Source organism: Nocardioides ultimimeridianus (assembly GCF_054777895.1).
Window position 1 is genome coordinate 126016 of sequence record NZ_BAAHAB010000003.1, and the last position, 23433, is coordinate 149448.

Consider the following 23433-nt stretch of genomic DNA (forward strand, 5'->3'; position numbering starts at 1 on the left):
ACCACTCCAATGGTTGAAGATTGAACTTTATTCCGGCAGGGTCCAGTCGACCGGGGCGGCGCCCTGCTCGACGAGAAGGGTGTTCACCCGGGTGAACGGCCGTGACCCGAAGAACCCGCGCGACGCCGAGAGCGGGGACGGGTGTGCGGACTCGACGTACGGGATCGGGCCGAGGTGCGCCTTGAGGCCCTGGGCGTCGCGACCCCACAGCACCGCCGCCATCGGTACGCCGGCCTCCGCACGTCGTACCAGCGCCGAGATCGCGCACGCGGTGACGTGCTCCCAGCCGCGCCCCCGGTGCGACGCGGGCGCGCCCGGCGCGACCGTCAGCACCCGGTTGAGCAGCATGACGCCCTGCTCGGTCCAGGCGGTCAGGTCGCCGTGGGCGGGCGTCGCGATGCCGACGTCGTTGGCCAGCTCGCGGTAGATGTTGGCCAGCGACCGCGGGATCGGCCGCACGGTCCGCTCCACCGCGAAGCACAGCCCGATCGGGTGCCCCGGCGTCGGGTAGGGATCCTGGCCCACGACCAGCACCCGCACCGAGGCGAGCGGCTGCCGGAAGGCGCGGAAGATGGCGTCGCCCGCGGGCAGGTAGGGCCGGCCGGCGGCGAGCTCGGCACGCAGGAACTCGCCCAGCGCGGCCACGTGCGGCTCGACGGGCGCCAGCGCCTCGGCCCAGTCCGGTGCCATCAGTCCCTTGTCGACCAGTCCGCTGAGCGCACCCATGGCCGCCAAGATACCGGCCAAAAATGCCTTGAGGCGCCCCTCTCCCTCCCAGGGGCGCCGCACAGCAGCTGGGGGCTGCCAGGCATAGCTCCGACGCGGATCTCGAGCGCCGGTCCTCCGGTGGCACTCCGTGACGGGGCCTTCCGGAGGGGCTCCCTCCGGCGGTATCGAGATCCGCGTCGGTAGTGAGAAATCTACGGTTCCCGCGGCGCCCGCGAATCGGGCGGACGTTCGGTCCCCTCTAGTCCTTTGTGACTAGAGATGCCGGGCGAGGGTCCCGGGACCTACTTGGCCAGCGACCGCGACGCGGAGGACGTGTGCCGGCGCTTGCGGTTGGTGCCGATCGCCGCCGGCTTCGCGGGCCCGGTCCCCGAGCCGGGCTCGGGGGCAGGAGCGTCGGTCGACCAGCGCGCGACCCACTCGTCCATCACCAGCCAGGTCGTACGCCGGGCGGCCCGGCCGGTCAGCATCCCCAGGTGCCCGCCGGGCACGATCTCGAAGCGCACCTCCGGAACCCCGGTCAGCAGCGGTACGACGGCGCGGACCGACCCGACCGGCGCGATGCCGTCGGTGGAGCCCGCGAACACCAGCGTCGGCACGGAGATGTCGCCGAGGGAGATGGTGCGGTCGTCGAGCTCGAACTCGCCGGTCGCGAGCTGGTTGCCCTTCGCGAAGCGGTGGTAGAGCTGCCCGAACGTGCGCCCCGGGTAGGCGATCATGTTGTCGGTGAACCGGTCGACGGCCTCGATCTGCGCGAGGAACTCCCGGTCGTCGATGTGGGTGGCGAGCGCGATCGGCTTGGTGATCAGCTTCTGCGCGGCGGAGAGCTGGAAGGCCCACTTCACCAGCGGCTTCGGCGCCCCGCCCATCCACTGGTAGCCCTTGGTGATCGGCCCGCGGCCGTTGAACCAGTTGAGCAGCGGCCGCAGCGGCGCGATCAGCGGCACCTGGGTGATGTCGACCGGCGAGCCGATGACGGTGAGCGACGCGACCGGCAGGTCGCCGGAGCGCTGGTCGGCGAGGGCGAGCATGGAGAAGATGCCGCCCAGGCTCCAGCCCATGACGTGCACGGGCCGGCCGCCTGCGTGCGCGGACACCTCGCGGATGGCGGTCGGGACGACCTCGTCGATCCAGTGCTCCATGCCGAGGCTGCGGTCCTTGAAGGACACCTCGCCGTACTCCAGGAGGTACGTCGGACGCCCCTCGCTCACGAAGTGCTCGACCAGGGAGCACCCGCGGCGCAGGTCGTAGCAGATCGCGGGGGCCGCCAGCGGCGTCACCAGGAGCACCGGGTCGCCCTGCTCCTTGACGGTGCCGACCGGGCGGTAGTGGTAGACCTCGCGCAGCCGGCCCTCGTCGATCAGGGTCCGTGGCATCGGCCGCAGGTCGGCGAGGCCGCCGTACAGGAACTTGTGGGCCACGTTGCTGGCGGCGGCGACGACCTGGTCGGGCCCGGGCGTGAGCCGGCCGACCAGGTTGGCGGGGGCCGAGGTGAGGGAGCGCACGGGCACGAGGTCCATGCGCGAAAACTACCCCCGCACGTCCTTGCTGTGCAGGAAGTGTCCGTCGTCCAGCTCGGTCATGAAGCTCTGCGCCCACGCCTGTACGTCGTGCTGGCGGATCTGCTTGCGCATCGCCTTCATCCGCTTGGTCAGCTCCGACCCGTCCGCGGTGTACGCCGCCAGCAGGGCCGACTTCATCCCGTCGATGTCGTAGGGGTTGACCAGCCACGCCTGCCGCAGCTCGTCAGCGGCGCCCGCGAACTCGCTGAGGACGAGTGCGCCGTCCTCCTCGATCCGGCAGGCGACGTACTCCTTGGCGACCAGGTTCATCCCGTCGCGGTAGGGCGTGACGACCATGATGTCGGCGGCGCGGTAGAAGGCGGCCATCTCCTCGCGCGGGTAGGAGGAGTGCAGGTAGCTGATGACCGGCTTGCCGATCCGGCCGAGGTCGCCGTTGAGCCGGCCGACCAGCCGGTCGATCTCGTCGCGCAGCAGCCGGTACTGCTCGACCTGCTCGCGCGACGGCACCGCGACCTGCACGAACACGGCGTCGTCGACGTCGATGGCGCCGTCGCGGATCAGCTCGCCGAAGGCGCGCAGCCGGGCGTAGATGCCCTTGGTGTAGTCGAGCCGGTCGATGCCGAGGAAGATCTTCTTCGGGTTGCCGAGCAGTTCGCGGATGGTCTTGGCGCGCTGCTCGACGATGGGGGAGTCGGCGAGCTCCTCGAACCCGGCCGCGTCGATCGAGATCGGGAAGGCGGCTGCCCGGACCGTGCGGCCGTCGGGCAGGTAGACGAGGTCGCGGTGGGTCTTGTGCCCGACCCGCTGGCGCACCAGCCGTACGAAGTTCTGGGCCGCACCCGGCAGCTGGAAGCCGACCAGGTCGGCCCCGAGCAGCCCCTCGAGGATCTGGCGGCGCCATGGCAGCTGCTGGAACAGCTCGGCCGGCGGGAAGGGGATGTGCAGGTAGAAGCCGATTCGCAGGTCCGGGCGCAGGTCGCGCAGCATCTGCGGCACCAGCTGCAGCTGGTAGTCGTGCACCCACACGGTCGCGCGCGGGTTGGCGAGCTCGGCGGCCCGCTCCGCGAAGCGGCGGTTGACCTCGACGTACTGGTGCCACCACTCGCGGTGGAACTCCGGCTTGGCGACGACGTCGTGGTAGAGCGGCCACAGGGTGCCGTTGGACATGCCCTCGTAGTGGCGCTCGATCTCCTCGGCCGTCATCGTCATCGGCACCAGGTGGAGGCCGTCGATCTCGAACGGCTCCAGGTGCTGCTCGGTGCCGCCCGGCCAGCCGATCCAGACCCCGTCGCCGGCACGCATGACGGGCTCGATGGCGGACACGAGGCCGCCCGGCGAGGCGCGCCAGGTCATCTTCCCGTCCGGTCCTTCGACCCTGTCGACGGGAAGTCGGTTGGCAACGATGACGAGGTCGTGCGCCACGTCCTTCACCCTAGCCCGACGCGTCCGGGGCCCCGACAGGACCTGCGCCCACCTGGCGGCGGAGGTCGTCGATCTGGCCCAGGATCGTGAGCGTCTGCGCGTGCGGCACCCACGGCGACTCGGTCAGCCCCTGACGCAGGCAGTCGCCGACGTGCGCGACCTCGTTGCCGTAGCCCAGGCCCACCACCGGCTCGGGCGGGTCGAACCGGGTGACCACCGGAGGCGTCCCGCGGGAGGCGAGCCGGTGGAAGGTGAAGTACGCCGGCTGGTGGAAGTCGCCCGGCACCTCGATCCACCCCTGGTCGGTGCCGATCACCGCCGTGTTCGGGGAGTACGACGTCAGGCTGGTCTTCAACTCGGCCAGCACGTCGCCCGGGTAGCGTCCGGCGACCGCCACGTCCACGTCGACCGCACCGGAGGCGTCCAGCGCCCCGGTCGCCCGCAGCTCGTCCGCCTCGCCGAGCATGACGTGCGCGAAGGTCAGCGGGTAGATCCCGATGTCGAGCAGCGCGCCGCCGCCCAGGGCCGGGTTGAGCAGCCGGTGGTCCGGGGCGACGCCGGCCGCGAAGGAGAGGTCCGCGGAGAGGTGGTGGGGCGTGCCGAAGTCGCCGGCCCGCAGTCGCGCGGCCAGGTCGCGCCAGACCGGGTGGCAGGCGCTCCACATCGCCTCCATGAGGAACCGGTCGCCCGCGGACGCGATCAGCGCGGCGGCGCTGGCGCGGTCCAGGGTGAGCGGCTTCTCGCACAGGACCGCCTTGCCGGCGGCCAGCGCGAGCGCGGCGTGCTCGGCGTGCAGGGAGTGCGGGGAGGCGACGTACACGACGTCGACGGCGGGGTCGGCGACCAGGGCCGCGTAGTCGTCGTACGCGCGCGCCTCGGGGTCGTGCTCGGCGGTGAAGGCCCGGGCCCGGGCGAGGTCGCGGGAGCCGACGGCGACCAGGCGCGCGTCCGGCACCAGCGCGAGGTCGCGGGCGAGCTTGGCGGCGATCCGGCCGGGCGCGAGGATCCCCCAGCCGATCGGAGGGGTGGCACTCGAGACGCTCACCTCGTTCACCCTAGTCGGCTCGGCGTGGGAATGACATCGGTGTGATTCGGTCGCTACAGTGGGAGGTCCAGAGCACGCGTATACCGATCCTTGGGGGACAGCACGCGATGAATGCGGAGCGGAGCACCCAGCCCGACCTCGCCGAAGGTGCCGTCGACGGCGCCCTCAGCGAGCGCGATCGGGGCATCTTGGAGTTCGAGCGCCAGTGGTGGAAGTACGCCGGCGCCAAGGAGACCGCGGTCCGCGAGCAGTTCGACATGAGCTCGACGCGCTACTACCAGGTCCTCAACGCGCTCATCGACCGTCCCGAGGCCCTCGAGGCCGACCCGCTGCTCGTCAGGCGGCTGCGCCGGCTGCGCGCCCAGCGCCAGCGCCAGCGCTCCGCCCGTCGACTCGGCTTCGAGGTGTGAGCGTGGGCTCCGTCTCTCGGTCGCACTCGCAGCGCGGTGCCGTGCTGCCCTCCCCGGTCGTCATCCTCAGCATCGTGGCGGTCGCCCTCGCGGCGCTCACCTTCGTGATCACCCGCGGCGACGGCCCGAAGGAGAAGGACATCACCCCGGTCGCGGCGTCGTCCGCCCAGACCACGGGCGCGACCTCCAGCACCCCGACCGCGACCGACACCTCCACTCCGACGGCCACCCCGACCCACAAGCCCAAGGTGATCCACCGCGGGCAGATCGGCGTCGTGGTCTTCAACGACACCTCGATCCGGGGGCTGGCCGGGTCGGTCGGCGCCAAGGTCGCTCAGGCCGGCTGGCACTTCGTCGCCGCCGACAACTGGTACGGCACGGTCGTCTCGACCACCGTCTACTACCCGAAGGGCATGAAGGCCGCCGCCCACCAGCTCGCGCTCGACCTGGGCGTTCAGCGGGTCATGCCGGCCGACATCTCGAGCAACATGAGCACCGCCAACCTGACCCTGATCCTGACCGGCCCGCTGAGCTGAGTCCTCCGGCGGTTGCCGGGTCTCACCGCCTCCATGGTGGGATAGACGCGTGGACTTCTCGTCGAACGAGGGTGAACACCGGTACGCCGCACTCGTGCGGTGTGCGTCGCGCACCCTGATCGGGCTCGACTTCGACGGCACGCTGGCCCCGATCGTGGACGACCCGGCCTCGGCCCACATCCACCCCGACGCCGGCGAGGTCCTCGTCGAGCTGGCACGCGAGGTCGCGGCCATCGCGGTCATCACCGGCCGGCCCGCGCGCCAGGCCCTGGACCTCGGCGGGCTGGAGGAGGTGGGGGACGCCCTGTCCGGGCTGGGCAAGGAGCTCTACCTGTTCGGGCAGTACGGCAACGAGCGGTGGAGCACCCACGAGCGCCGCATCGTCGGCCCGCGCCCCGCCCGTGGCCTGGCCACCTTCGAGCGCGACCTCCCGCGGGTCCTGCGCGAGGCCGGAGCGGCGGACGCCTACATCGAGGACAAGGGCCTCGGCGTCGCGGTGCACACCCGGCGGATGGCCGACCCCGGCGCGGCGTACCAGCGCATCCTGCCGGGCCTGGTCGCGCTCGCCGACCGCACCGGGCTGCACGTCGAGCCGGGCCGCAACGTCGTCGAGATCCGCTCGCCGGGCATCCACAAGGGGCAGGTCGTCGACCTGCTCGTCGACCGGCTGCAGCCCGAGGGGTTCCTGTTCGCGGGCGACGACCTCGGCGACCTGGAGGCGTTCGAGGCGCTCGACCGGCTGCCCGAGCACGGCATCACCCCGCTGCGCGTCTGCTCGGCCTCCGACGAGCAGAGCGCGCTCCTGGCGATGTCCGACGTCGTCGTGGCCGGGCCGGGCGGGGTGCTGGATCTGCTCCGCCGTTTCGCGCAGGACGCCCGCGCCGAGCGCTCCGCGCACCGTTGAGTCTCAACAAGTGGACAGCGGTCCCGGCATGCGAGATTCGGATTCGATGCCATGGCAACCACCCCGTAGTCTGAGCGTGCTCATCCAGAGGGACTGAGGGAACGGCCCGACGACGTCCCGGCAACTGCCGCGAACCTCCCGAACCACACGGTTCGGACGCGGAGCACGGTGCCAATTCCGACCAGGCGGACCAGAGGGGTCCGCCCGGGCAGATGAGAGAGAGGACCCCCATGAGCGCCGCTGTGACCGAGACCGCCACCACCTCCGGTACGCCGGAGGGCCCCCGGGGCCCCCGCGCGGGCGCCTTCGGCAACGCCACCGCCCTGTCGTGTCGGGAGTGCGGCCACCGGGTCGAGCTCGGCCCGTTCTACGCGTGTCCGGAGTGCTTCGGCCCGCTGGAGATCGCCTACGACTTCCCGGCCATCACCCGCGAGGAGATCGAGGCCGGCCCCCGCAACATCTGGCGCTATCAGGCGCTGCTGCCGGTGCCCACCGACATCACGCAGTCGCCCAACATGGAGCCCGGCTTCACCCGGCTGCTCGAGGCCCACAACCTGGGCAAGGCGATCGGCATCGAGAAGCTCTGGGTCAAGGACGACTCGACCAACCCGACCAACTCCTTCAAGGACCGCGTCGTCGCGTGCGCCCTGTCGGCCGCCAACGAGCTCGGCGCGAAGGTCTTCGCCTGCCCCTCGACCGGCAACCTGGCCAACGCGGTGGCCGCCGCGGGCGCCCGCGCCGGCATCCCGACCGTGGTGTTCATCCCGAGCAACCTCGAGCAGCCCAAGCAGGTCAACTCCGCGATCTTCACCGAGAAGCTGGTCGCGGTCGACGGCAACTACGACGACGTGAACAAGCTCGCCCAGGAGATCGCGGCCGAGGAGGAGGGCTGGGCCTTCGTCAACGTCAACGTCCGCCCCTACTACGCCGAGGGCTCCAAGACGCTCGGCTACGAGATCGCCGAGCAGCTCGGCTGGCGCCTGCCCGACCAGATCGTCATCCCGGTCGCGTCCGGCTCGCAGCTGACCAAGGTCGACAAGGCCTTCCAGGAGCTGATCAAGCTCGGCCTGGTCGAGGACAAGCCGTACCGGGTCTTCGGCGCCCAGGCGACCGGCTGCGGCCCGGTCGCGACCGCGTTCAAGGCCGGCGTCGACGCCATCCGCCCGGTCAAGCCCGACACCATCGCCAAGTCGCTCGCGATCGGCAACCCCGCCGACGGCATCTACGTCCTCGACATCACCCGCCGCACCGGCGGCGCGGTGGAGGAGGTCACCGACGACGAGATCCGCGACGGCATCGTGCTCCTCGCGCGCACCGAGGGCATCTTCACCGAGACCGCCGGCGGCACCACGGTCGCGGTCACGAAGAAGCTGGTCGAGTCCGGCCTGCTCGACCCGACGCTGGAGACGGTCGTCATCAACACCGGCCACGGCCTCAAGACGCTCGACGCGATCTCGGGTCAGGTCGGAGCGGCGGCCACCATCGCGCCGTCGTACGACGCCTTCGTGGCCGCCGGCATCGTCTGACCCACCCTCGCGGTCGTCAGGTTGAGGGCGGCCTGTAGGCCGCCCTCAACCTGACGACCCGACGAGATCCAGGGCAAGACGGGTGCTGGCCGGGTAGTCGACCTTGCTGACCGGGGTCCGCGGCACCTCGTCGACGAACAGCACGAGCTTCGGCACCTTGTAGTTGGCGATCAGCGCCCGGCAGTGGTCGCGCAGGTCCTCGGCCGAGACCGTGGTGCCGTCGCGTACCTGCACGAGCGCGGTGACCTGCTGGCCCCACCGCTCATGGGGTACGCCGACCACGACCGCGTCGAAGACGTCCCGGTGCCGCAGCAACACGGCCTCGACCTCCTCGGGGTGCACCTTCTCGCCGCCGGTGTTGATGCACACCGAGCCGCGGCCGAGCACCGTGATCGTGCCGTCGGCCTCGAGCCGGGCGGCGTCGCCGGGGATCGACCAGCGCCGGCCGTCGATCTCGCGGAAGGTCGCGGCGGTCTTCACCGGGTCCTTGTAGTAGCCGAGCGGGATCGGGCCGGAGCGCCCGAGCAGGCCCTCCTCGCCGACCGCGGCCGGCTTCAGGTCGGCGGTGAAGACGCGCACGTCGTCGCCGGCCTGGAACCTCGGCGCCCCCATCTCGCCGTCGGTGCCGTCGTCCACCCGGGACGCGGTCGCGCCCGACTCGGAGGCGCCATAGGTGTCGAGGATGAAGCGCCCGGGCAGGGCCCGGCGGATCTCGGCGCGCACGCCGTCGGACAGGGGAGCGGCCCCGTTGGAGACGGCCGCGAGGGAGGACAGGTCCCACCGCGAGGGCTCCGCCAGGATCGCCTCGGCCACCGGCCGCCCCATCGCGTCGCCCAGGAAGGTCAGCGAGTTCACGCGGGCGTGCTCGACGAGGTCGAGGACGCCGGTCGCGGAGAAGCTGGGCTCGGTGGAGAGCGCGATCGTGTAGCCGGCGACGTGCCCATTGCCGAGGATCCACTGGCTGCCGCCGTGCATCATCGGGCCGCACGCGAGCAGCGTCATCGGGCTCTCGTTGGCCGCGGCCTCAGCACCGAGCGCCTCGACCGACTCGATCGGCGCCCCGAACCGCGCCGAGTTGAGCGCCGCGCGGATGAGGTCCTCGTTGCGCCACACGACGCCCTTGGGGTTGCCGGTGGTGCCGCCGGTGTAGAGCACGTACGGGTCGTCGGCGCTCCGCTCGGCCCGGCGTCCGCCGAGCTCGCGGTCGGTCGAGGCGGCGGCCAGCGCGGCGTCGTACTCCTCACCGAGGACGAGGGTCGACCGCAGCGTCGCGGGCGCCACCTCGCGGACCGCGGCGACGTGCTCGGGTGCGACCAGCGTGGCCACGCAGTCGGCGTTGTCGTAGAGGTAGGCGAGCTCGTCGCGCAGGTACTTGTAGTTGATGTTGATCGGCACGGCCCGGGCCTTGAGGCAGCCGTAGAACGCGTCGACCCACTCGATCCGGTTCGCGGAGTGCACCGCGACGTGCTCGCCCGGCTGCACGCCGAGACCGACCAGCACCCCGGCCAGCCGGGTGGCGCGCTCGTCGATCTCGGCGTAGCTGTAGGTCCGCTCCCGCGTGACGATGCAGGCCCGGTCCGGGACGGCGTCGGCGACCGACTCGAAGACGTCGGCGAGGTTCAGGGGGCGCGCGGTGACCATGCGCCGACTGTAGTAGAACGTGTTCTCGTTCGGTGGCTGTCACACAATGGGACCGTGACCGACCACCGCTACACGCTCGCCGTCACCTGGCAGGGCAACCGAGGCTCCGGGACCAGCGGCTACCGCGACTACGCGCGCGACGTCCTGCTCCGCGCCGAGGGCAAGGCCGACCTGCTCGCCTCCGCCGACCCCGCCTTCCGCGGCGACGCCGGCCGGTGGAACCCCGAGGAGCTCCTCGTCGCCGCGCTCAGCCAGTGCCACCTGCTGTCCTACCTGCACTCCGCGGTCAACCACGGCATCGTCGTCACGGCGTACGACGACGAGCCGGTCGGCACCATGGAGCAGGTCGGCCAGGGCGGCCGGTTCACGTCGGTGGTGCTGCGGCCGCGGGTCACCGTCGCCGACGCGTCGATGGTCGAGGCGGCGCAGGCGATCCACCGCGAGGCCAGCGAGAACTGCTTCATCGCCGCGTCCGTGGGCTTCCCGGTGACCCACGAGCCGACGACCCTCGTCGCTCAGTAGCGCTTCTCCACCGAGGTCACCTTGTCGGTGCTGTCGCGGTGCGCCCTGTCGGTGCCGGCGCCGCCGTTGAGCGTGTCGACGCCGCCGGCCACCGTCTGGAAGTCGTCGTTGCCGGCGCCCCCGAGCAGCAGGTTCGGCGTCGGGCCGCCGACGAGCAGGTCCGCCCCCCTGCCGCCGGTCAGGTTCTCCACGTCGGTGCCGATCCGATCGCCCTCGCCGGCCGCCCCGTCGTCGTAGCGGCCGTTGAGGGAGAGCCGGAGCGCCGCCGACCGCAGGGCGTACGACGCCGTGTCGGTGCCCGTCCCGCCCACGAGCAGATCCGCGCCGTTCGCCGTGGTGCCCTCGGTGAAGGTGTCGTCGCCGGCATAGCCGAACTCGTCGTCGTCGCCGTTGCCGCCGTCGAGGGTGTCCTTGCCCGCGGTCTGCACGTCATTCGGGTCGTCGCCGCGCAGCAGGTCGTCGCCGTCGCCGCCGGACAGCCGGTCGGCCCCGCCCAGGCCCAGCAGGGTGTCGTCACCGCTCCCGCCGGCCAGGTTGTCGGCACCGGTGCCGCCGGTCAGGCGGTCGGGTCCGCCGCGGCCGCTGAGGGTGTCCGCACCGTCGAGGCCGAGGAGGAGGTTGGCGACGCTCGAGCCGACCAGGGTGTCGTTGCCCGCGCCGCCGATCAACGTGGTGACCCGTGATCCGATGTCGTCGCCCTCGCCGGTTGCGCCGTCGTTGGCCTCGTCGTCGGCGGTGAGCGAGACGCCCGTGGTGCGCTGGGAGTAGTCGGCCACGGTGCTGACGCCGTCGGCGGCCGTCACCACGTCGGCGCCGTCGGGGACGGAGTCCGCTGAGAACGTCGCCCCGTCGGCGTCGAGGCCGACGGTGTCGGCGCCATCGCCGGGTTGCACGCCGCACGCGCAGCTCACGGTGAAGGCGTCGGCGAAGGGCGTGCCGATCACGCCCTCCAGGTTGCTCGCGTTGACGACAACCCCGCTGCCCATGGAGAAGGAGGAGTTCGTCGTCGAGACGAATCCCTCCGCGCCCGCGGTCTGACCGCTGAGGTCCAGGGTGTCGTTGCCGCCGCCGGCGTCCCAGGACGGGCCGATCCCGGAGGCTGCCGGGATGAGGGTGTCGTCGCCGTTGCCGGTGCTCACCGAGAAGAGGTCCGCTCCGCTCACGGTGTCGTCGCCGCCGCCGGTGATCACGGTGCCGACGCTGCCGATGTCGTCGTTCTCGCCCGCGGCGCCGTCGTTCGCGACGCCGTCCAGCGACACCGAGACGTCGTCCAACATCCCCTGGTCGTCGTACTGCAGGGTGTCGCTCAGGTCGCCGTTCGTCCCCACGTCCACGGTGTCGGCTCCTGCGTGGGGGGTGAGCACGATCGAGTCGGGCCAACCGTCCGCGCCGGAGCCGGTGCCGCCGGCGTAGTCGTCGTTGCCCTGCCCGTCGTAGATCGTGTCCATACCGCTGCCGCCGGTCACCGTGTCGTTGCCGTCGCCGGCGGTGATCGTGTCGAAGGTCGCGCCGCCGTGGATCACGTCGTTGCCCGCGCCGGTGTCGATCGAGACGTCCTGGCCCTCGTCGAGCGCCGAGATGTCGACGGTGTCGGCACCGGAGCCGGTGTGGAACGACAGCGGTCCCGCGCCGCCGACCGCGAGCTCGTAGGTCATCGGATCGCCGCCGGTGTCGAAGGCACGCGCGCCGCCGGGGGAGGACCGCCACAGCCGCGATGTCGCGGAGCTCGAGGCATCGAGGGTCACGGCGTCGGCGCTCTGGGCGTTGAGGTTGATCGCGTTGATCGACGTCGCGTCGGCCGACGTGAACGGCGCGTCGAGGCGCAGCGTCCAGGTGTGCGGGTTGCTGCTCCCGATGGTCAGCAGGATCCCGGACCCGCCGGAGGCGCTCGGGATCGCGCACGTCGTGAAGTCAGGGCTGGCGACGACCTGCACGGCAGAGGAGTCGCGATAGATCGTGACGGCGTCGACCGCCGTGGTGACCTGGATGGAGAGCGTGTCGCCGACCGTCGTGCAGGTCGCCGCTGCAGCGGCGTGGGCGGGTGCGGTGAGGGCGACCGGCGCCGCCGCGAGCGCCATCGCGGAGAGGGCGACGCAGAGGCGTCGTACCGAAGTCCTGGGCATCCTTTGGACGCTAGAGCGTCGCCTCCCGGCTGTCAGCCGTTCAGGCCCACCTGTCTAGATGGCTCCATGTCCCGCGTTCGTACGGCGCTGGTGTCCGCCGGCGTCCTCTCCGCGGGGGCCGCGCTCACCGCCCACGGCACCCGCGAGCTCCTGCGCCGGCAGGCGGCCGCCGCGCGCCGGATCATCGGCAAGCCGCACGGCGAGGCCGCCCCGGACGCCGACCGCGTCTACAAGAAGAGGTACGGCGACCGCATCGAGCTGCTGGTGCTCGGCGACTCCATCGCGGCCGGCCTCGGTGCCGAGCTGCCGCGGCACACCCTGGGCGCGCGGCTCGCCCGCAAGACGGCCAAGCGGACCGGCCGGGCGGTGCGGCTGCGGACGGCGGCCTTCGTCGGCGCGGAGACGTCGATGCTCGGTGGGCAGCTGGACTCGCTGCCGGCGTCGTACCGTCCCGACCTGGCGATCGTCGTGGTCGGCGGCAACGACGTCACCCACCGGGTGCCGATCGCGGAGTCGGCGCGCGACCTCGCCGACTGCCTGGACCGGCTGTCGGCGCTCGGTGCGGGGGTCGTGGTCGGGACCTGTCCCGATCTCGGTGCGCTGCGGCCGGTGCCGCAGCCGCTGCGGGCCCTCGGCTCGCTGGCCTCGCGCCAGCTGGCGGCCGCCCAGCACGAGGTGGCCCTGGCCCACGGCGCGCGGCCGCTGTCGCTGGCCGAGCTGGTCGGGCCCGACTTCCGCGCCGCGCCGGACGAGATGTTCAGCGCGGACTTCTTCCACCCCTCCTCGTTGGGCTACAAGCGGACGGCCAAGGCGATGCTGCCGGCGGTGCTGGAGGAGCTCGGGCGCTTGCACTCGGTGGGGTCGAGTGCTAAACATGACGCTGGCACTCTCAGCATGAGAGTGCCACCACCGGACCGTCGGGATTGAGGTTCGTGGGGCCGGCGAGAAAGGGTTCGTCGCTCCTGCGCACCTGGCCGTCGCGGGCAGCCCGCCGTTCCGGGACAACCGAACTTCCCAGTGAAGGATCGCCAGGCAATGCCGAAGCTGATTGCTTTCAACGAGGAGGCCCGTCGCGGTCTCGAGCGGGGTATGAACACCCTCGCCGACGCCGTCAAGGTCACCCTCGGCCCCAAGGGCCGCAACGTCGTCCTCGAGAAGAAGTGGGGTGCCCCCACGATCACCAACGATGGTGTGTCCATCGCCAAGGAGATCGAGCTCGAGGACCCCTACGAGAAGATCGGCGCCGAGCTGGTCAAGGAGGTCGCGAAGAAGACCGACGACGTCGCCGGTGACGGTACGACGACGGCGACCGTCCTCGCCCAGGCCCTCGTCAAGGAGGGCCTGCGCAACGTGGCCGCGGGTGCCAACCCGATGGGCCTCAAGCGCGGCATCGAGGCCGCTGTGGCCGCGGTGACCGAGCAGCTGCTGTCCCAGGCCAAGGACGTCGAGACCCGCGAGCAGATCGCGGCCACCGCGACCATCTCCGCCGGTGGCGACACCACCGTCGGCGACGCCATCGCCGAGGCGATGGACAAGGTCGGCAAGGAGGGCGTCATCACGGTCGAGGAGTCGAACACGTTCGGCATCGACCTGGAGCTCACCGAGGGCATGCGGTTCGACAAGGGCTACATCTCGGCGTACTTCGTGACCGACCCGGAGCGCATGGAGACCGTGCTCGAGGACCCCTACGTCCTCATCGCCAACTCCAAGGTCAGCAACGTCAAGGACCTGCTGCCCCTGCTCGAGAAGGTCATGCAGTCCGGCAAGCCGCTGGTCATCATCGCCGAGGACGTCGACGGCGAGGCGCTGTCGACCCTGGTCGTCAACAAGATCCGTGGCACCTTCAAGTCCGTCGCCGTCAAGGCGCCGGGCTTCGGTGACCGCCGCAAGGCCATGCTGCAGGACATCGCGATCCTGACCGGTGGCCAGGTCATCTCCGAGGAGGTCGGCCTCAAGCTGGAGACCGCCGGTCTCGAGCTGCTCGGCCAGGCCCGCAAGGTCGTCATCACCAAGGACGAGACCACCATCGTCGAGGGTGCGGGCGACGCCGGCCAGATCGAGGGCCGGGTCAACCAGATCCGCGCCGAGATCGAGAAGTCGGACTCCGACTACGACCGCGAGAAGCTCCAGGAGCGCCTCGCCAAGCTGGCCGGCGGCGTGGCCGTCATCAAGGTCGGCGCGGCCACCGAGGTCGAGCTCAAGGAGCGCAAGCACCGCATCGAGGACGCCGTGCGCAACGCGAAGGCGGCCGTCGAGGAGGGCATCCTCCCCGGTGGCGGTGTCGCGCTGGTCCAGGCCGGCGCGGTCGCGTTCGACAAGCTCGAGCTCGAGGGTGACGAGGCCACCGGTGCGAACATCGTCAAGGTCGCGCTCACGGCTCCGCTCAAGCAGATCGCGATCAACGCGGGCCTCGAGGGCGGCGTCGTGGCGGAGAAGGTCGCGAACCTTCCCGCCGGCCAGGGCCTGAACGCGGCCACCGGTGAGTACGTCGACATGCTGGGCAACGGCATCATCGACCCCGCCAAGGTGACCCGCTCGGCGCTGCAGAACGCCGCGTCGATCGCCGCGCTGTTCCTCACCACCGAGGCCGTCGTGGCCGACAAGCCGGAGAAGGCCGCGGCCGCTCCGGGTGGCGGCGACATGGGCGGCATGGGCGGCATGGACTTCTGAGTCCATCCCCGACGCAACACCCACAGGGCCCTCGCTTCGGCGGGGGCCCTGTGGCGTTCCCACAACCCGGCGTCGCGATCCCTGGGCCCCGCACCCAACCCGCGACCAACGCCCCGCCCCTAGCCTGAGAGCCATGGACCCCCGTGTCTCCGATCTGGCGCGCCGTCTGGGCGAGACGGGCTACCTCGCGGACGACGACCTGGCGACGGTGCTGTTCCTGGCCCTCGAGATGCGGCGCCCGCTGCTGCTCGAGGGCGAGCCCGGGACCGGCAAGACCGCGCTGGCCGAGGCGGTGGCGGTCGCGATGGACCGCCCGCTGGTGCGGATGCAGTGCTACGAGGGCATCGACGCCACCCAGGCCCTCTACGACTGGGACTTCCCGCGCCAGATCCTGCACCTGCGCGCGCTCGAGGCCCTCGGTGCCGGCGGTGCGGACGTCGCCGAGGCCGAGAAGAGCCTGTACGACGAGCGCTTCCTACTCGCCCGCCCGGTGCTGACCGCGCTGCAGCGCGGGCCGAGCGTGCTGCTGGTCGACGAGGTCGACCGCGCCGACGACGAGTTCGAGGCGTTCCTGCTCGAGGTGCTGTCGACGTACCAGGTGACGATCCCGGAGCTGGGCACGATCGCGGCGACGACGCCGCCGGTCGTGGTGCTCACCTCCAACCGGACCCGCGAGCTGCACGACGCGCTGAAGCGCCGCTGCCTCTACCACTGGATCGACCACCCCGGCCTCGAGCGCGAGGTCGAGATCCTGCGGTCCCGGGCGCCCGAGGTGAGCGCGGAGCTCGCACGGCAGGTGATCGGCGTCGTGCAGCAGCTGCGCTCCGGAGCCGACCTGCTCAAGCCGCCGGGGGTCGCCGAGACCCTGGACTGGGCGCGCGCCCTGCACCACCTCGGCACCACCGAGCTCGACGTGGCGACCGCCGCGCGGACCCTCGGCGCGCTGGTCAAGCACCGCGACGACGCCGACCGGGTGCGAGCCGCCCTCGACCGGATGCTCACGCCATGACCGTGACCGAGGTCCGCGGCGGCGACGAGATCCTGGTCGGCTTCGCGACCGCCCTGCGCGCCGCGGGCGTGGCGGTGACGCCCGACCGCACGCAGGCGTACGTCGCCGCGGTGGCGGCCCTCGGCATCGAGGACCGCGCCGCGACCCGGGTGGCCGGGCACGCGACGCTGTGCGCCCACCCCGACGACCTCGAGCGCCACGACCGGATCTTCGAGGAGTGGTTCTCGACCGACCTCGGCGCCCTGCGCACGCGGCCCCTGGCCCGCAAGGCGACGACGCGGCTGCAGATGGTGCCCGCGGAGGAGCCGAGCGGCGCCGAGCAGGCCGACGACGGCGAGGTCGTGCGCGCGGCCGCGAGCGCCCACGAGGTCCTCCGCCACCGCGACGTCGCCTCGCTGAGCGCCGCGGAGCGCCGCGAGCTCGCCGCCCTGTTCGGCACGCTGCCGGTCGTGCTGCCCCGGCGGCCCGCCTCCCGGCGTACCCCTCACCGCCGGGGCGACGTCGACGTCTCCCGCACCCTGCGTGCCAGCCTGCGCCGGCTGGGGGAGCCGGCCCCGATCCAGCGCCGGCGCCGCGGCACCCGGGTGCGCCGGGTGGTGCTGCTGCTCGACGTCTCCGGCTCGATGCAGGCGTACGCCGATCCGCTGCTCCGCCTCGCCCACCGGATCACCACCGGCTCGGCGAACCCAGGCGCGGTCGAGGTCTTCAGCCTCGGCACCCGGCTGACCCGGCTGACCACCGCGCTCCGGCTGCGCGACCCCGACCGTGCGATCGCGCATGCAGGCGAGCTGGTGCCGGACTGGTCCGGCGGCACCCGGCTGGGGGAGACCCTGGCCGCGTTCAACCGGCGCTGGGGCCGGCGCGGCCTCGCCCGCGGTGCCGTCGTGGTGATCGTCAGCGACGGGTGGGAGCGGGGCGACCCGAGCGCGCTCGGCGACGCGGTCGCCCAGCTGCACCTGCTCGCGCACCGGGTCGTCTGGGTCAACCCGCACCGCGGCCGGCCCGGCTACGAGCCGGTGCAGGGCGGCATCGCCGCGGTGCTGCCGCACGTCGACGACTTCCTGGCGGGCCACTCGCTCGCGACCTACGAGCAGCTGATGGAGGTGGTGCGGCGTGCGTGAGGTGCTGCCGGCGCTGATGGAGTGGTGGGAGGCCGGCGAGACGGTCGGGATGGGCACCGTCGTCGCGACCTTCCGCTCCGCCCCGCGCCCGCCCGGCGCGTCGATGCTCGTCGGCCCCGACGCCTCGGCGGTCGGGTCGGTCTCGGGTGGCTGCGTCGAGGGCGCCGTCTACGACCTCGCCCAGGAGGTCGTCGGCTCGGGTGCCCCCCAGCTGCAGCGGTACGGCGTCTCCGATGACGACGCGTTCGCCGTCGGGCTCGCCTGCGGCGGCATCCTCGACGTGTACGTCGAGAAGGTCGACCGCACCAGCTTCCCCGAGCTCGGCGAGATCGCCGCCGACGTCGCGGCCGGCCGCCCCGTCGCCGTCGCCACCGTGGTCGAGCACCCCGACCCGGGGCGGGTCGGGCTGCGGGCGATCATCCGTCCGGACACCGAGCTCGCCGGGACCCTCGGCTCGCCCCGCGCCGACGACGCCATCCTCGACGACGCCCTGGGCATCCTGGCGACCGGCCACGACGCCCTGCTCACCTACGGCCCGGACGGCGAGCGGCGCGGCGAGGGGATGCGGGTCTTCGTGTGGGCGTTCGCGCCGGCGCCGCGGATGCTGGTGTTCGGGGCGATCGACTTCGCGGCCGCGGTGGCCCGGGTCGGCACCTTCCTCGGCTACCGGGTCACCGTCTGCGACGCCCGGCCGGTCTTCGCCACCAACACCCGCTTCCCCGACGCCGACGAGGTGGTCGTGGAGTGGCCGCACCGCTACCTGGCCGCCGAGCACGAGGCGGGCCGGCTGGACGGCCGCACGGTGGTCGCGGTGCTGACGCACGACCCGAAGTTCGACGTACCGCTGCTGGAGAGGGCGCTGCGGATGCCGGAGCTCGCGTACGTGGGGGCGATGGGCTCCCGGCGTACCCACGAGGACCGGCTGGCGCGGCTCGAGGAGGTCGGGGTGACCGGGGAGGAGCTCGCGCGGCTGCACAGCCCGATCGGTCTGGACATCGGCGCCCGCACCCCCGAGGAGACGGCGATCAGCATCGCCGCGGAGATGGTCGCCGGGCGCTGGGGCGGCACGGGCCAGCCGCTCGCCCGGGGAGAGGGCCGGATCCACGGCGGGGAGGGAGTGTGACCCCGGTCACCCCCGGTGTAGCGTGACGCCATGACGCAGCAGGAGCTGCAGGACAAGCGGCTCGCCACCGTGCGGGCATGGACCGCGTTCATGGCCGAGACCGGCGACTACCGCCGCTTGGTGCGCCCCGAGATCCTCACCAGCTGGCGTCGCTCCCGCGACGCCGTCGACGCCGACCACGTGGCCGCCGCACCCCTCGACGACGAGTCCGAGACGCGCGCGTCGTGGCACGACTCCCCGCTCGAGGTCGCCGTGGAGCGGGTCGAGTCCGAGCTGCGCCGTACGGCGGAGGACGGCGACCTCGTCATCGGCGTCACCGACCAGGAGACGCGCGTGCTGTGGACGTACGGCGGACGCGTCATGCGCCGCCGCGCCGAGAGCGTCAACTTCGTGCCGGGTGGGCGCTGGGACGACCGCTCGGTCGGCACCAACGCCCTCGACCTCGCCAACCGCACGGCCGCACCCGCGATGGTGTTCAGCGCCGAGCACTTCGCGCCGTTCGTCCACCAGTGGGTGTGCTGGGCCGCGCCGGTCCACGACCCGGTGACCGGCACCCGGCTGGGCGTCATCGACCTCTCCACGACCTGGGACCGCACCCACCCGATCGGCCTGGCCACCGCCCGGGTGCTCGCGACCCTGATCGAGCAGGCCATGCCGAGCTCGCGCCACTACGTGCAGGAGGAGACCGCCGACCCCGGTGTCGTGATGACGCTGCTGGGCAACGCGGAGGTCCGCCTGGACGGGCAGCGGCTGCTGCTCACCCGCCGCCAGACCGAGGTCCTCGCGCTGCTCGCGCTGCACCCCGACGGACTCTCGCTGGAGCAGCTCCACGCCGCCCTGTACGGCGACCAGGCCGTCACCTTCTCCACGCTCAAGGCCGAGGTCTCCCACCTGCGCCACGCCCTCGGCGGCCAGCTCTCGTCGCGGCCCTACCGGTTGACCCTCCCGGTCTCCACCGACGTCGACCTCGTCCTCTCCCTGCTGCGCCGGGGCCGGGTCCGCGCGGCCGCGGAGGCGTACGGCGGCGACCTGCTGCCCGGCACCGACTCCCCGGCCCTCATCCAGTACGGCGAGTACGTCGCGGTCGCCGTACGGGAGGCGCTGCTGCGCGATCCGGAGCCGGACGCGGTCGTCCGCTACAGCGAGCTCGCCCCCGACGACACCGAGGTCCTCGAGGTCGCGCTCGCCGCGCTGCTGCGCAACGGCGACGCCCACCACCCCGCGATCCCGCTGCTGCGGGCGCGGTTGGTGGTCGCGCTCGGCTGAGCCCAGGGCCCCAACCGTCCACCAACCCCACCCTCCCTAGCGTGATCGACACCACAGATCTCGCGAGGGGAGCGTCATGACCCGGATCAACCTCACCGTCGACGGACAGCAGGTGGTCGACGACGTCGAGCCACGGATGCTGCTGGTGCAGTACCTCCGCGAGGTGCTCGGCAAGACCGGCACCGTGGTCGGCTGCGACACCAGCAACTGCGGCGCCTGCACGGTCCACCTGAACGGCTCGAGCGTGAAGTCGTGCAACGTCCTGGCCGTCCAGGCCGACGGCGCCGACGTGACCACGATCGAGGGCCTCGCCGGCGAGGACGGCGGGTTGCACCCGGTGCAGGCCGCCTTCCACGAGTGCCACGGCCTGCAGTGCGGCTACTGCACGCCCGGCATGATCATGCAGAGCGTCGACCTGCTCAAGGACAACCCGAATCCCTCCGAGGAGGAGATCCGGCTCGGGCTCGAGGGCAACCTGTGCCGGTGCACGGGCTACCACAACATCGTCCGTGCGGTGCAGGCAGCGGCGGGAGCGGGCTCGTGACCGCCGTGCAGGAGCCGGTGCAGGCCGAGATCGGCCGCGACCGCCGCCGCAAGGAGGACCAGCGCCTGATCACCGGTCGCACCCGCTGGACCGACAACATGGTGCTCCCGGGGATGCTGCACCTGGCGATGGTGCGCAGCCCGCTGCCGCACGCCACCATCACCAGCATCGACACGGCCAACGCCAAGGCCAGCCCGAACGTGGTCGCGGTCCTGACCGGTGCCGACCTCGGCGAGGCGCAGGGCGTGTGCATCAACGCCTGGGCGGTCGTCCCCGACCAGGTCACGCCGACGCACCTGCCGATGCCGATCGACCGGGTCGCGTTCGCCGGCGAGATCGTCGCGGTCGTCGTGGCCCGCAGCGCCGCGGCCGCGCGCGACGCGGTCGAGCTGGTCGAGGTCGAGTACGACGACCTCCCGGCCGCCCTCGACCTCAAGGAGGCCGCCGAGGACACCGTCCTCGCGCACCCCGACCTCGGCACCAACATCTCCGCGGTCTGGGCGTTCGACTCCGGCGAGGCCGGCACCGGCGGCGACGTGGAGGAGGCGATCGCGAAGGCCCGCACCGACGGGATCGTGATCGAGCGGGAGTACCGCCAGCAGCGGCTGATCCCCGCCTTCATGGAGCCTCGCAGCGTCGTGGTCGACCCGACCGGCGAGCAGATCACGATGTGGTCGGCCACCCAGGTCCCGCACATCCTGCGCTTCGCGCTCGCGGCCACGACCGGCGTCCCCGAGTCGAAGATCCGGGTGATCGCGCCCGACGTCGGCGGCGGCTTCGGCGGCAAGCTGCAGCAGACCCCGGAGGAGATGATCGCGTTCGCGGTCGCCCGCCGGATCGGCAAGCCGGTGAAGTACACCGAGACCCGCAGCGAGTCGCTCGTCGCGGCCCACCACGGCCGCGACCAGTGGCAGCGGCTGACCCTGGCCGCGGACAAGGACGGCCACGTCACCGGCCTCAAGGTCGACCTGCTCGCCGACCTCGGTGCGTACGTCGCCATCGTCGGCGGCGGCGTCCCCGTCCTCGGCGCGTTCATGTTCAACGCGATCTACAAGTTCCCGGCGTACCGCTTCCAGACCACGAACGTCCTCACCAACAAGGCCTGGACCGACGCCTACCGCGGCGCCGGCCGGCCGGAGGCGACGTACGCCATCGAGCGGTTGATGGACGAGCTCGCGGCCGAGGTGGGCGTCGACCCTCTGGAGATCCGCGAGCGGAACTGGATCAAGCACGAGGAGTTCCCGTTCACCACGGTCGCGGGCCTGGAGTACGACTCCGGCAACTACGAGGCCGCGACCGCCCGGGCCAAGGAGCTCTTCGGGTACGACGAGCTCCGCGCCGAGCAGCGGCGGCGGCGCGAGAGCGGCGACAAGGTTCAGCTCGGCATCGGCGTCTCGACCTTCACCGAGATGTGCGGCCTCGCCCCCTCCCGGGTCCTGGGCAGCCTCAACTACGGGGCGGGCGGCTGGGAGCACGCGGAGGTGCGGATGCTGCCGACCGGCAAGGTCGAGGTCGTCACCGGGGCCAGCGCCCACGGGCAGGGCCACGAGACAGCGTTCAGCCAGATCGTGGCCGACCGCCTCGGCGTACCGTTCGAGGACGTCGAGGTCCTGCACGGCGACACCGCGATCTCGCACAAGGGCCTGGACACCTACGGCTCGCGCAGCCTGGTCGTCGGCGGCGAGGCGCTGGTGCGGGCCGTCGACAAGGTGATCGAGAAGGCGCGGCCGGTGGCGGCCCACCTGCTCGAGGCCTCGGTGGACGACCTGGAGTTCGGCGGCGGGCGGTTCACCGTGCGCGGCACCGACCAGGGCCTGGCGATCGCGGAGATCGCGGGCGCCGTCTTCGCCGCGCACAACCTGCCCGACGGGATGGAGCCGTCGCTGGACTCGGAGGCGACCTACGACCCGGTCAACTTCAACTACCCGCACGGCACCCACCTGTGCGCGATCGAGGTCGACACCGAGACCGGGCAGGTGAAGATGCGCAAGTACGCCGCCTGCGACGACATCGGGCACATCATCAACCCGCTGATCGTGTCCGGCCAGGTGCACGGCGGGCTGGTCCAGGGCATCGCCCAGGCGCTGTGGGAGGAGGCCGTGTACGACGAGAACGGCACCCTCGTCACGGGGTCCTTCGTCGACTACCTGCTGCCGACCTCGGCCGACACGATCAGCTTCGACCTCGACCACACCACGTCGCCGGCGACCACCAACACGCTCGGCACCAAGGGCGTCGGCGAGGCGGGCACCATCGCGTCCACCCCGGCCGTCGTCAACGCCGTGGTCGACGCGATCCGGCACCTCGGCGTCAACGACATCCGCATGCCCTGCACGCCCGAGCGCGTCTGGCGGGCCATCCAGGAGGGCTCACCCGGGGGCGCCACGACCGGCGCCGCCGCACCCCACTTCGACCCGTCGACGGGCATGAGCGGCACCGTCGACCGCAGCACGGGAGGTGCCCAGTGATCCCCGCAGCCTTCGAGTACGTCGCCCCGGCATCGGTCGAGGAGGCGCTGGCCGCCCTCACCGAGCATGGGGACGACGCGAAGATCATCGCCGGGGGGCAGAGCCTCCTGCCGGTGCTCCGGATGCGGCTCAACGCCCCGGAGTGGGTGATCGACCTGGGCCGGATCGACGCGCTGCGCGGCGTCCGGGACGCGGGCGACCACCTGGTCATCGGTGCGATGACGACCCACCACCACGTGGGCCACGACCCCGCCGTGCGCGAGCACGCGCTGCTGGTGACGGAGGCGCTCGCCGAGCTCGCCGACGCCCAGGTGCGGCACCGGGGGACCTTCGGCGGGGCGCTCGCCCACGCCGACCCGGCGGGAGATCTGGGGGCTCCCGCACTCGCCCTGGGCGCGACGTTCGTGATCCAGGGCCCGGGCGGCACGCGGGAGGTGGCGGCCGACGACTTCTTCGTCGACCTCTTCGAGACCGCGATCGGCGAGGACGAGATCCTCACCGAGGTCCACCTGCCCAAGCGCAGTGGCTGGGGTGCGGCGTACGAGAAGTTCGTGCGGGTGGCGCACCAGTGGCCGATCGTCGCGGTCGCGGCGACGGTGCGGCTCGACGGCGACACCATCGCGGAGGCCCGGGTGGGGCTGACGAACATGGGGTCGACGCCGCTGCGCGCGCGTGCCGTGGAGGATGCGCTGGTCGGGCAGCCCGCCACCGAGGAGGCGGTCGCCGCCGCGGCGGCGCACGCGGCGGACGGCACCGAGCCGCCCAGCGACCTCAACGGCGACGCCGACTACCGCCGCCACCTCGCCACGGTGCTGACGCGGAGGGCCGTCCTGACGGCCGCCGGAAGGAGCTGA

Annotated in this window: 20 protein-coding genes and 1 riboswitch; of the genes, 14 read left to right on the forward strand and 6 right to left on the reverse strand. The window is 72.4% G+C overall.

What is annotated here, in order from left to right:
- Positions 1 to 27 precede the first annotated feature (27 nt).
- The 4 genes from ACYU8V_RS01760 to ACYU8V_RS01775 all read right to left on the reverse strand — a co-directional run bounded on the left by ACYU8V_RS01760 (position 28) and on the right by ACYU8V_RS01775 (position 4716).
- On the reverse strand, positions 28 to 726 hold the full coding sequence (locus ACYU8V_RS01760; protein ID WP_460844714.1) for a uracil-DNA glycosylase: 699 nt from the start codon (positions 724 to 726) through the stop codon (positions 28 to 30).
- 284 nt (positions 727 to 1010) lie between these two features.
- Entirely contained in the window at positions 1011 to 2246 is a 1236-nt protein-coding gene (locus tag ACYU8V_RS01765; RefSeq protein ID WP_460844715.1) for an alpha/beta fold hydrolase, read from the reverse strand.
- 9 nt (positions 2247 to 2255) lie between these two features.
- Positions 2256 to 3680: an alpha,alpha-trehalose-phosphate synthase (UDP-forming) gene (locus ACYU8V_RS01770; protein ID WP_460844716.1), complete on the reverse strand. Its 1425-nt coding sequence runs from the start codon at positions 3678 to 3680 to the stop codon at positions 2256 to 2258.
- Position 3681: 1 nt separating this feature from the next.
- Positions 3682 to 4716: a Gfo/Idh/MocA family protein gene (locus ACYU8V_RS01775; RefSeq protein WP_460844717.1), complete on the reverse strand. Its 1035-nt coding sequence runs from the start codon at positions 4714 to 4716 to the stop codon at positions 3682 to 3684.
- A gap of 107 nt (positions 4717 to 4823) precedes the next feature.
- On the opposite strand from ACYU8V_RS01775, the gene ACYU8V_RS01780 reads away from it, so the two are divergent.
- The 4 genes from ACYU8V_RS01780 to thrC all read left to right on the forward strand — a co-directional run bounded on the left by ACYU8V_RS01780 (position 4824) and on the right by thrC (position 8092).
- Positions 4824 to 5126, forward strand: coding sequence for a DUF3263 domain-containing protein (locus tag ACYU8V_RS01780; RefSeq protein WP_460844718.1), 303 nt, complete (start codon positions 4824 to 4826; stop codon positions 5124 to 5126).
- A gap of 2 nt (positions 5127 to 5128) precedes the next feature.
- Positions 5129 to 5662, forward strand: a complete 534-nt coding sequence (locus ACYU8V_RS01785) for a LytR C-terminal domain-containing protein (protein ID WP_460844719.1) — start codon at positions 5129 to 5131, stop codon at positions 5660 to 5662.
- A gap of 49 nt (positions 5663 to 5711) precedes the next feature.
- Positions 5712 to 6566 carry a trehalose-phosphatase gene (gene otsB, locus ACYU8V_RS01790; RefSeq protein ID WP_460844720.1) on the forward strand — a complete coding sequence of 285 codons (855 nt, stop codon included), beginning with the start codon at positions 5712 to 5714 and terminating at the stop codon, positions 6564 to 6566.
- A gap of 77 nt (positions 6567 to 6643) precedes the next feature.
- Positions 6644 to 6785: riboswitch (SAM riboswitch) on the forward strand.
- Between the two features lie 11 nt (positions 6786 to 6796).
- Complete coding sequence (thrC, locus tag ACYU8V_RS01795; protein WP_460844721.1) at positions 6797 to 8092, forward strand: threonine synthase; 1296 nt, start codon at positions 6797 to 6799, stop codon at positions 8090 to 8092.
- Between the two features lie 45 nt (positions 8093 to 8137).
- Here thrC and ACYU8V_RS01800 read toward each other — a convergent pair whose 3' ends face one another.
- Positions 8138 to 9733 (reverse strand): AMP-binding protein, encoded by a 1596-nt coding sequence (locus ACYU8V_RS01800; protein WP_460844722.1) that lies wholly within the window; start codon positions 9731 to 9733, stop codon positions 8138 to 8140.
- Between the two features lie 54 nt (positions 9734 to 9787).
- Between ACYU8V_RS01800 and ACYU8V_RS01805 the strand changes: the two genes are divergently transcribed.
- On the forward strand, positions 9788 to 10255 hold the full coding sequence (locus ACYU8V_RS01805) for an OsmC family protein (protein WP_460844723.1): 468 nt from the start codon (positions 9788 to 9790) through the stop codon (positions 10253 to 10255).
- Here the strand turns inward: ACYU8V_RS01805 and ACYU8V_RS01810 are convergent.
- Positions 10249 to 12378, reverse strand: a complete 2130-nt coding sequence (locus tag ACYU8V_RS01810; protein ID WP_460844724.1) for a hypothetical protein — start codon at positions 12376 to 12378, stop codon at positions 10249 to 10251. The two genes, ACYU8V_RS01805 and ACYU8V_RS01810, sit on opposite strands and share 7 nt — an antisense overlap.
- A gap of 66 nt (positions 12379 to 12444) precedes the next feature.
- On the opposite strand from ACYU8V_RS01810, the gene ACYU8V_RS01815 reads away from it, so the two are divergent.
- The 9 genes from ACYU8V_RS01815 to ACYU8V_RS01855 all read left to right on the forward strand — a co-directional run bounded on the left by ACYU8V_RS01815 (position 12445) and on the right by ACYU8V_RS01855 (position 23433).
- The gene (locus tag ACYU8V_RS01815) at positions 12445 to 13305 is read left to right on the forward strand and encodes an SGNH/GDSL hydrolase family protein (protein WP_460844725.1); all 861 of its coding nucleotides are present in this window, start codon (positions 12445 to 12447) and stop codon (positions 13303 to 13305) included.
- Between the two features lie 108 nt (positions 13306 to 13413).
- Positions 13414 to 15048 carry a chaperonin GroEL gene (gene groL / locus ACYU8V_RS01820; RefSeq protein WP_460844726.1) on the forward strand — a complete coding sequence of 545 codons (1635 nt, stop codon included), beginning with the start codon at positions 13414 to 13416 and terminating at the stop codon, positions 15046 to 15048.
- A gap of 133 nt (positions 15049 to 15181) precedes the next feature.
- The gene (locus ACYU8V_RS01825; RefSeq protein ID WP_460844727.1) at positions 15182 to 16057 is read left to right on the forward strand and encodes an AAA family ATPase; all 876 of its coding nucleotides are present in this window, start codon (positions 15182 to 15184) and stop codon (positions 16055 to 16057) included.
- The gene (locus ACYU8V_RS01830) at positions 16054 to 17178 is read left to right on the forward strand and encodes a vWA domain-containing protein (protein ID WP_460844728.1); all 1125 of its coding nucleotides are present in this window, start codon (positions 16054 to 16056) and stop codon (positions 17176 to 17178) included. Before ACYU8V_RS01825 ends, ACYU8V_RS01830 begins: the two co-directional genes overlap by 4 nt.
- Complete coding sequence (locus tag ACYU8V_RS01835; RefSeq protein ID WP_460844729.1) at positions 17171 to 18301, forward strand: XdhC family protein; 1131 nt, start codon at positions 17171 to 17173, stop codon at positions 18299 to 18301. Before ACYU8V_RS01830 ends, ACYU8V_RS01835 begins: the two co-directional genes overlap by 8 nt.
- Positions 18302 to 18331: 30 nt before the next feature.
- Positions 18332 to 19567, forward strand: a complete 1236-nt coding sequence (locus ACYU8V_RS01840) for a transcriptional regulator (protein WP_460844730.1) — start codon at positions 18332 to 18334, stop codon at positions 19565 to 19567.
- Positions 19568 to 19643: 76 nt separating this feature from the next.
- On the forward strand, positions 19644 to 20111 hold the full coding sequence (locus ACYU8V_RS01845; protein WP_460844731.1) for a (2Fe-2S)-binding protein: 468 nt from the start codon (positions 19644 to 19646) through the stop codon (positions 20109 to 20111).
- Entirely contained in the window at positions 20108 to 22579 is a 2472-nt protein-coding gene (locus ACYU8V_RS01850; protein WP_460844732.1) for a xanthine dehydrogenase family protein molybdopterin-binding subunit, read from the forward strand. The genes ACYU8V_RS01845 and ACYU8V_RS01850 overlap by 4 nt, the downstream gene beginning before the upstream one ends.
- Entirely contained in the window at positions 22576 to 23433 is an 858-nt protein-coding gene (locus ACYU8V_RS01855) for an FAD binding domain-containing protein (protein WP_460844733.1), read from the forward strand. Before ACYU8V_RS01850 ends, ACYU8V_RS01855 begins: the two co-directional genes overlap by 4 nt.

Coding starts and splice junctions, on each gene's coding strand:
- groL (WP_460844726.1), top strand. CDS start 13,414: ATGCCGAAGCTGATTGCTTTCAACGAGGAGGCCCGTCGCGGTCTCGAG.
- ACYU8V_RS01760 (WP_460844714.1), bottom strand. CDS start 726: ATGGGTGCGCTCAGCGGACTGGTCGACAAGGGACTGATGGCACCGGAC.
- ACYU8V_RS01780 (WP_460844718.1), top strand. CDS start 4,824: ATGAATGCGGAGCGGAGCACCCAGCCCGACCTCGCCGAAGGTGCCGTC.
- ACYU8V_RS01815 (WP_460844725.1), top strand. CDS start 12,445: ATGTCCCGCGTTCGTACGGCGCTGGTGTCCGCCGGCGTCCTCTCCGCG.
- ACYU8V_RS01845 (WP_460844731.1), top strand. CDS start 19,644: ATGACCCGGATCAACCTCACCGTCGACGGACAGCAGGTGGTCGACGAC.
- ACYU8V_RS01840 (WP_460844730.1), top strand. CDS start 18,332: ATGACGCAGCAGGAGCTGCAGGACAAGCGGCTCGCCACCGTGCGGGCA.
- ACYU8V_RS01830 (WP_460844728.1), top strand. CDS start 16,054: ATGACCGTGACCGAGGTCCGCGGCGGCGACGAGATCCTGGTCGGCTTC.
- ACYU8V_RS01765 (WP_460844715.1), bottom strand. CDS start 2,246: ATGGACCTCGTGCCCGTGCGCTCCCTCACCTCGGCCCCCGCCAACCTG.
- ACYU8V_RS01810 (WP_460844724.1), bottom strand. CDS start 12,378: ATGCCCAGGACTTCGGTACGACGCCTCTGCGTCGCCCTCTCCGCGATG.
- ACYU8V_RS01800 (WP_460844722.1), bottom strand. CDS start 9,733: ATGGTCACCGCGCGCCCCCTGAACCTCGCCGACGTCTTCGAGTCGGTC.
- thrC (WP_460844721.1), top strand. CDS start 6,797: ATGAGCGCCGCTGTGACCGAGACCGCCACCACCTCCGGTACGCCGGAG.
- ACYU8V_RS01825 (WP_460844727.1), top strand. CDS start 15,182: ATGGACCCCCGTGTCTCCGATCTGGCGCGCCGTCTGGGCGAGACGGGC.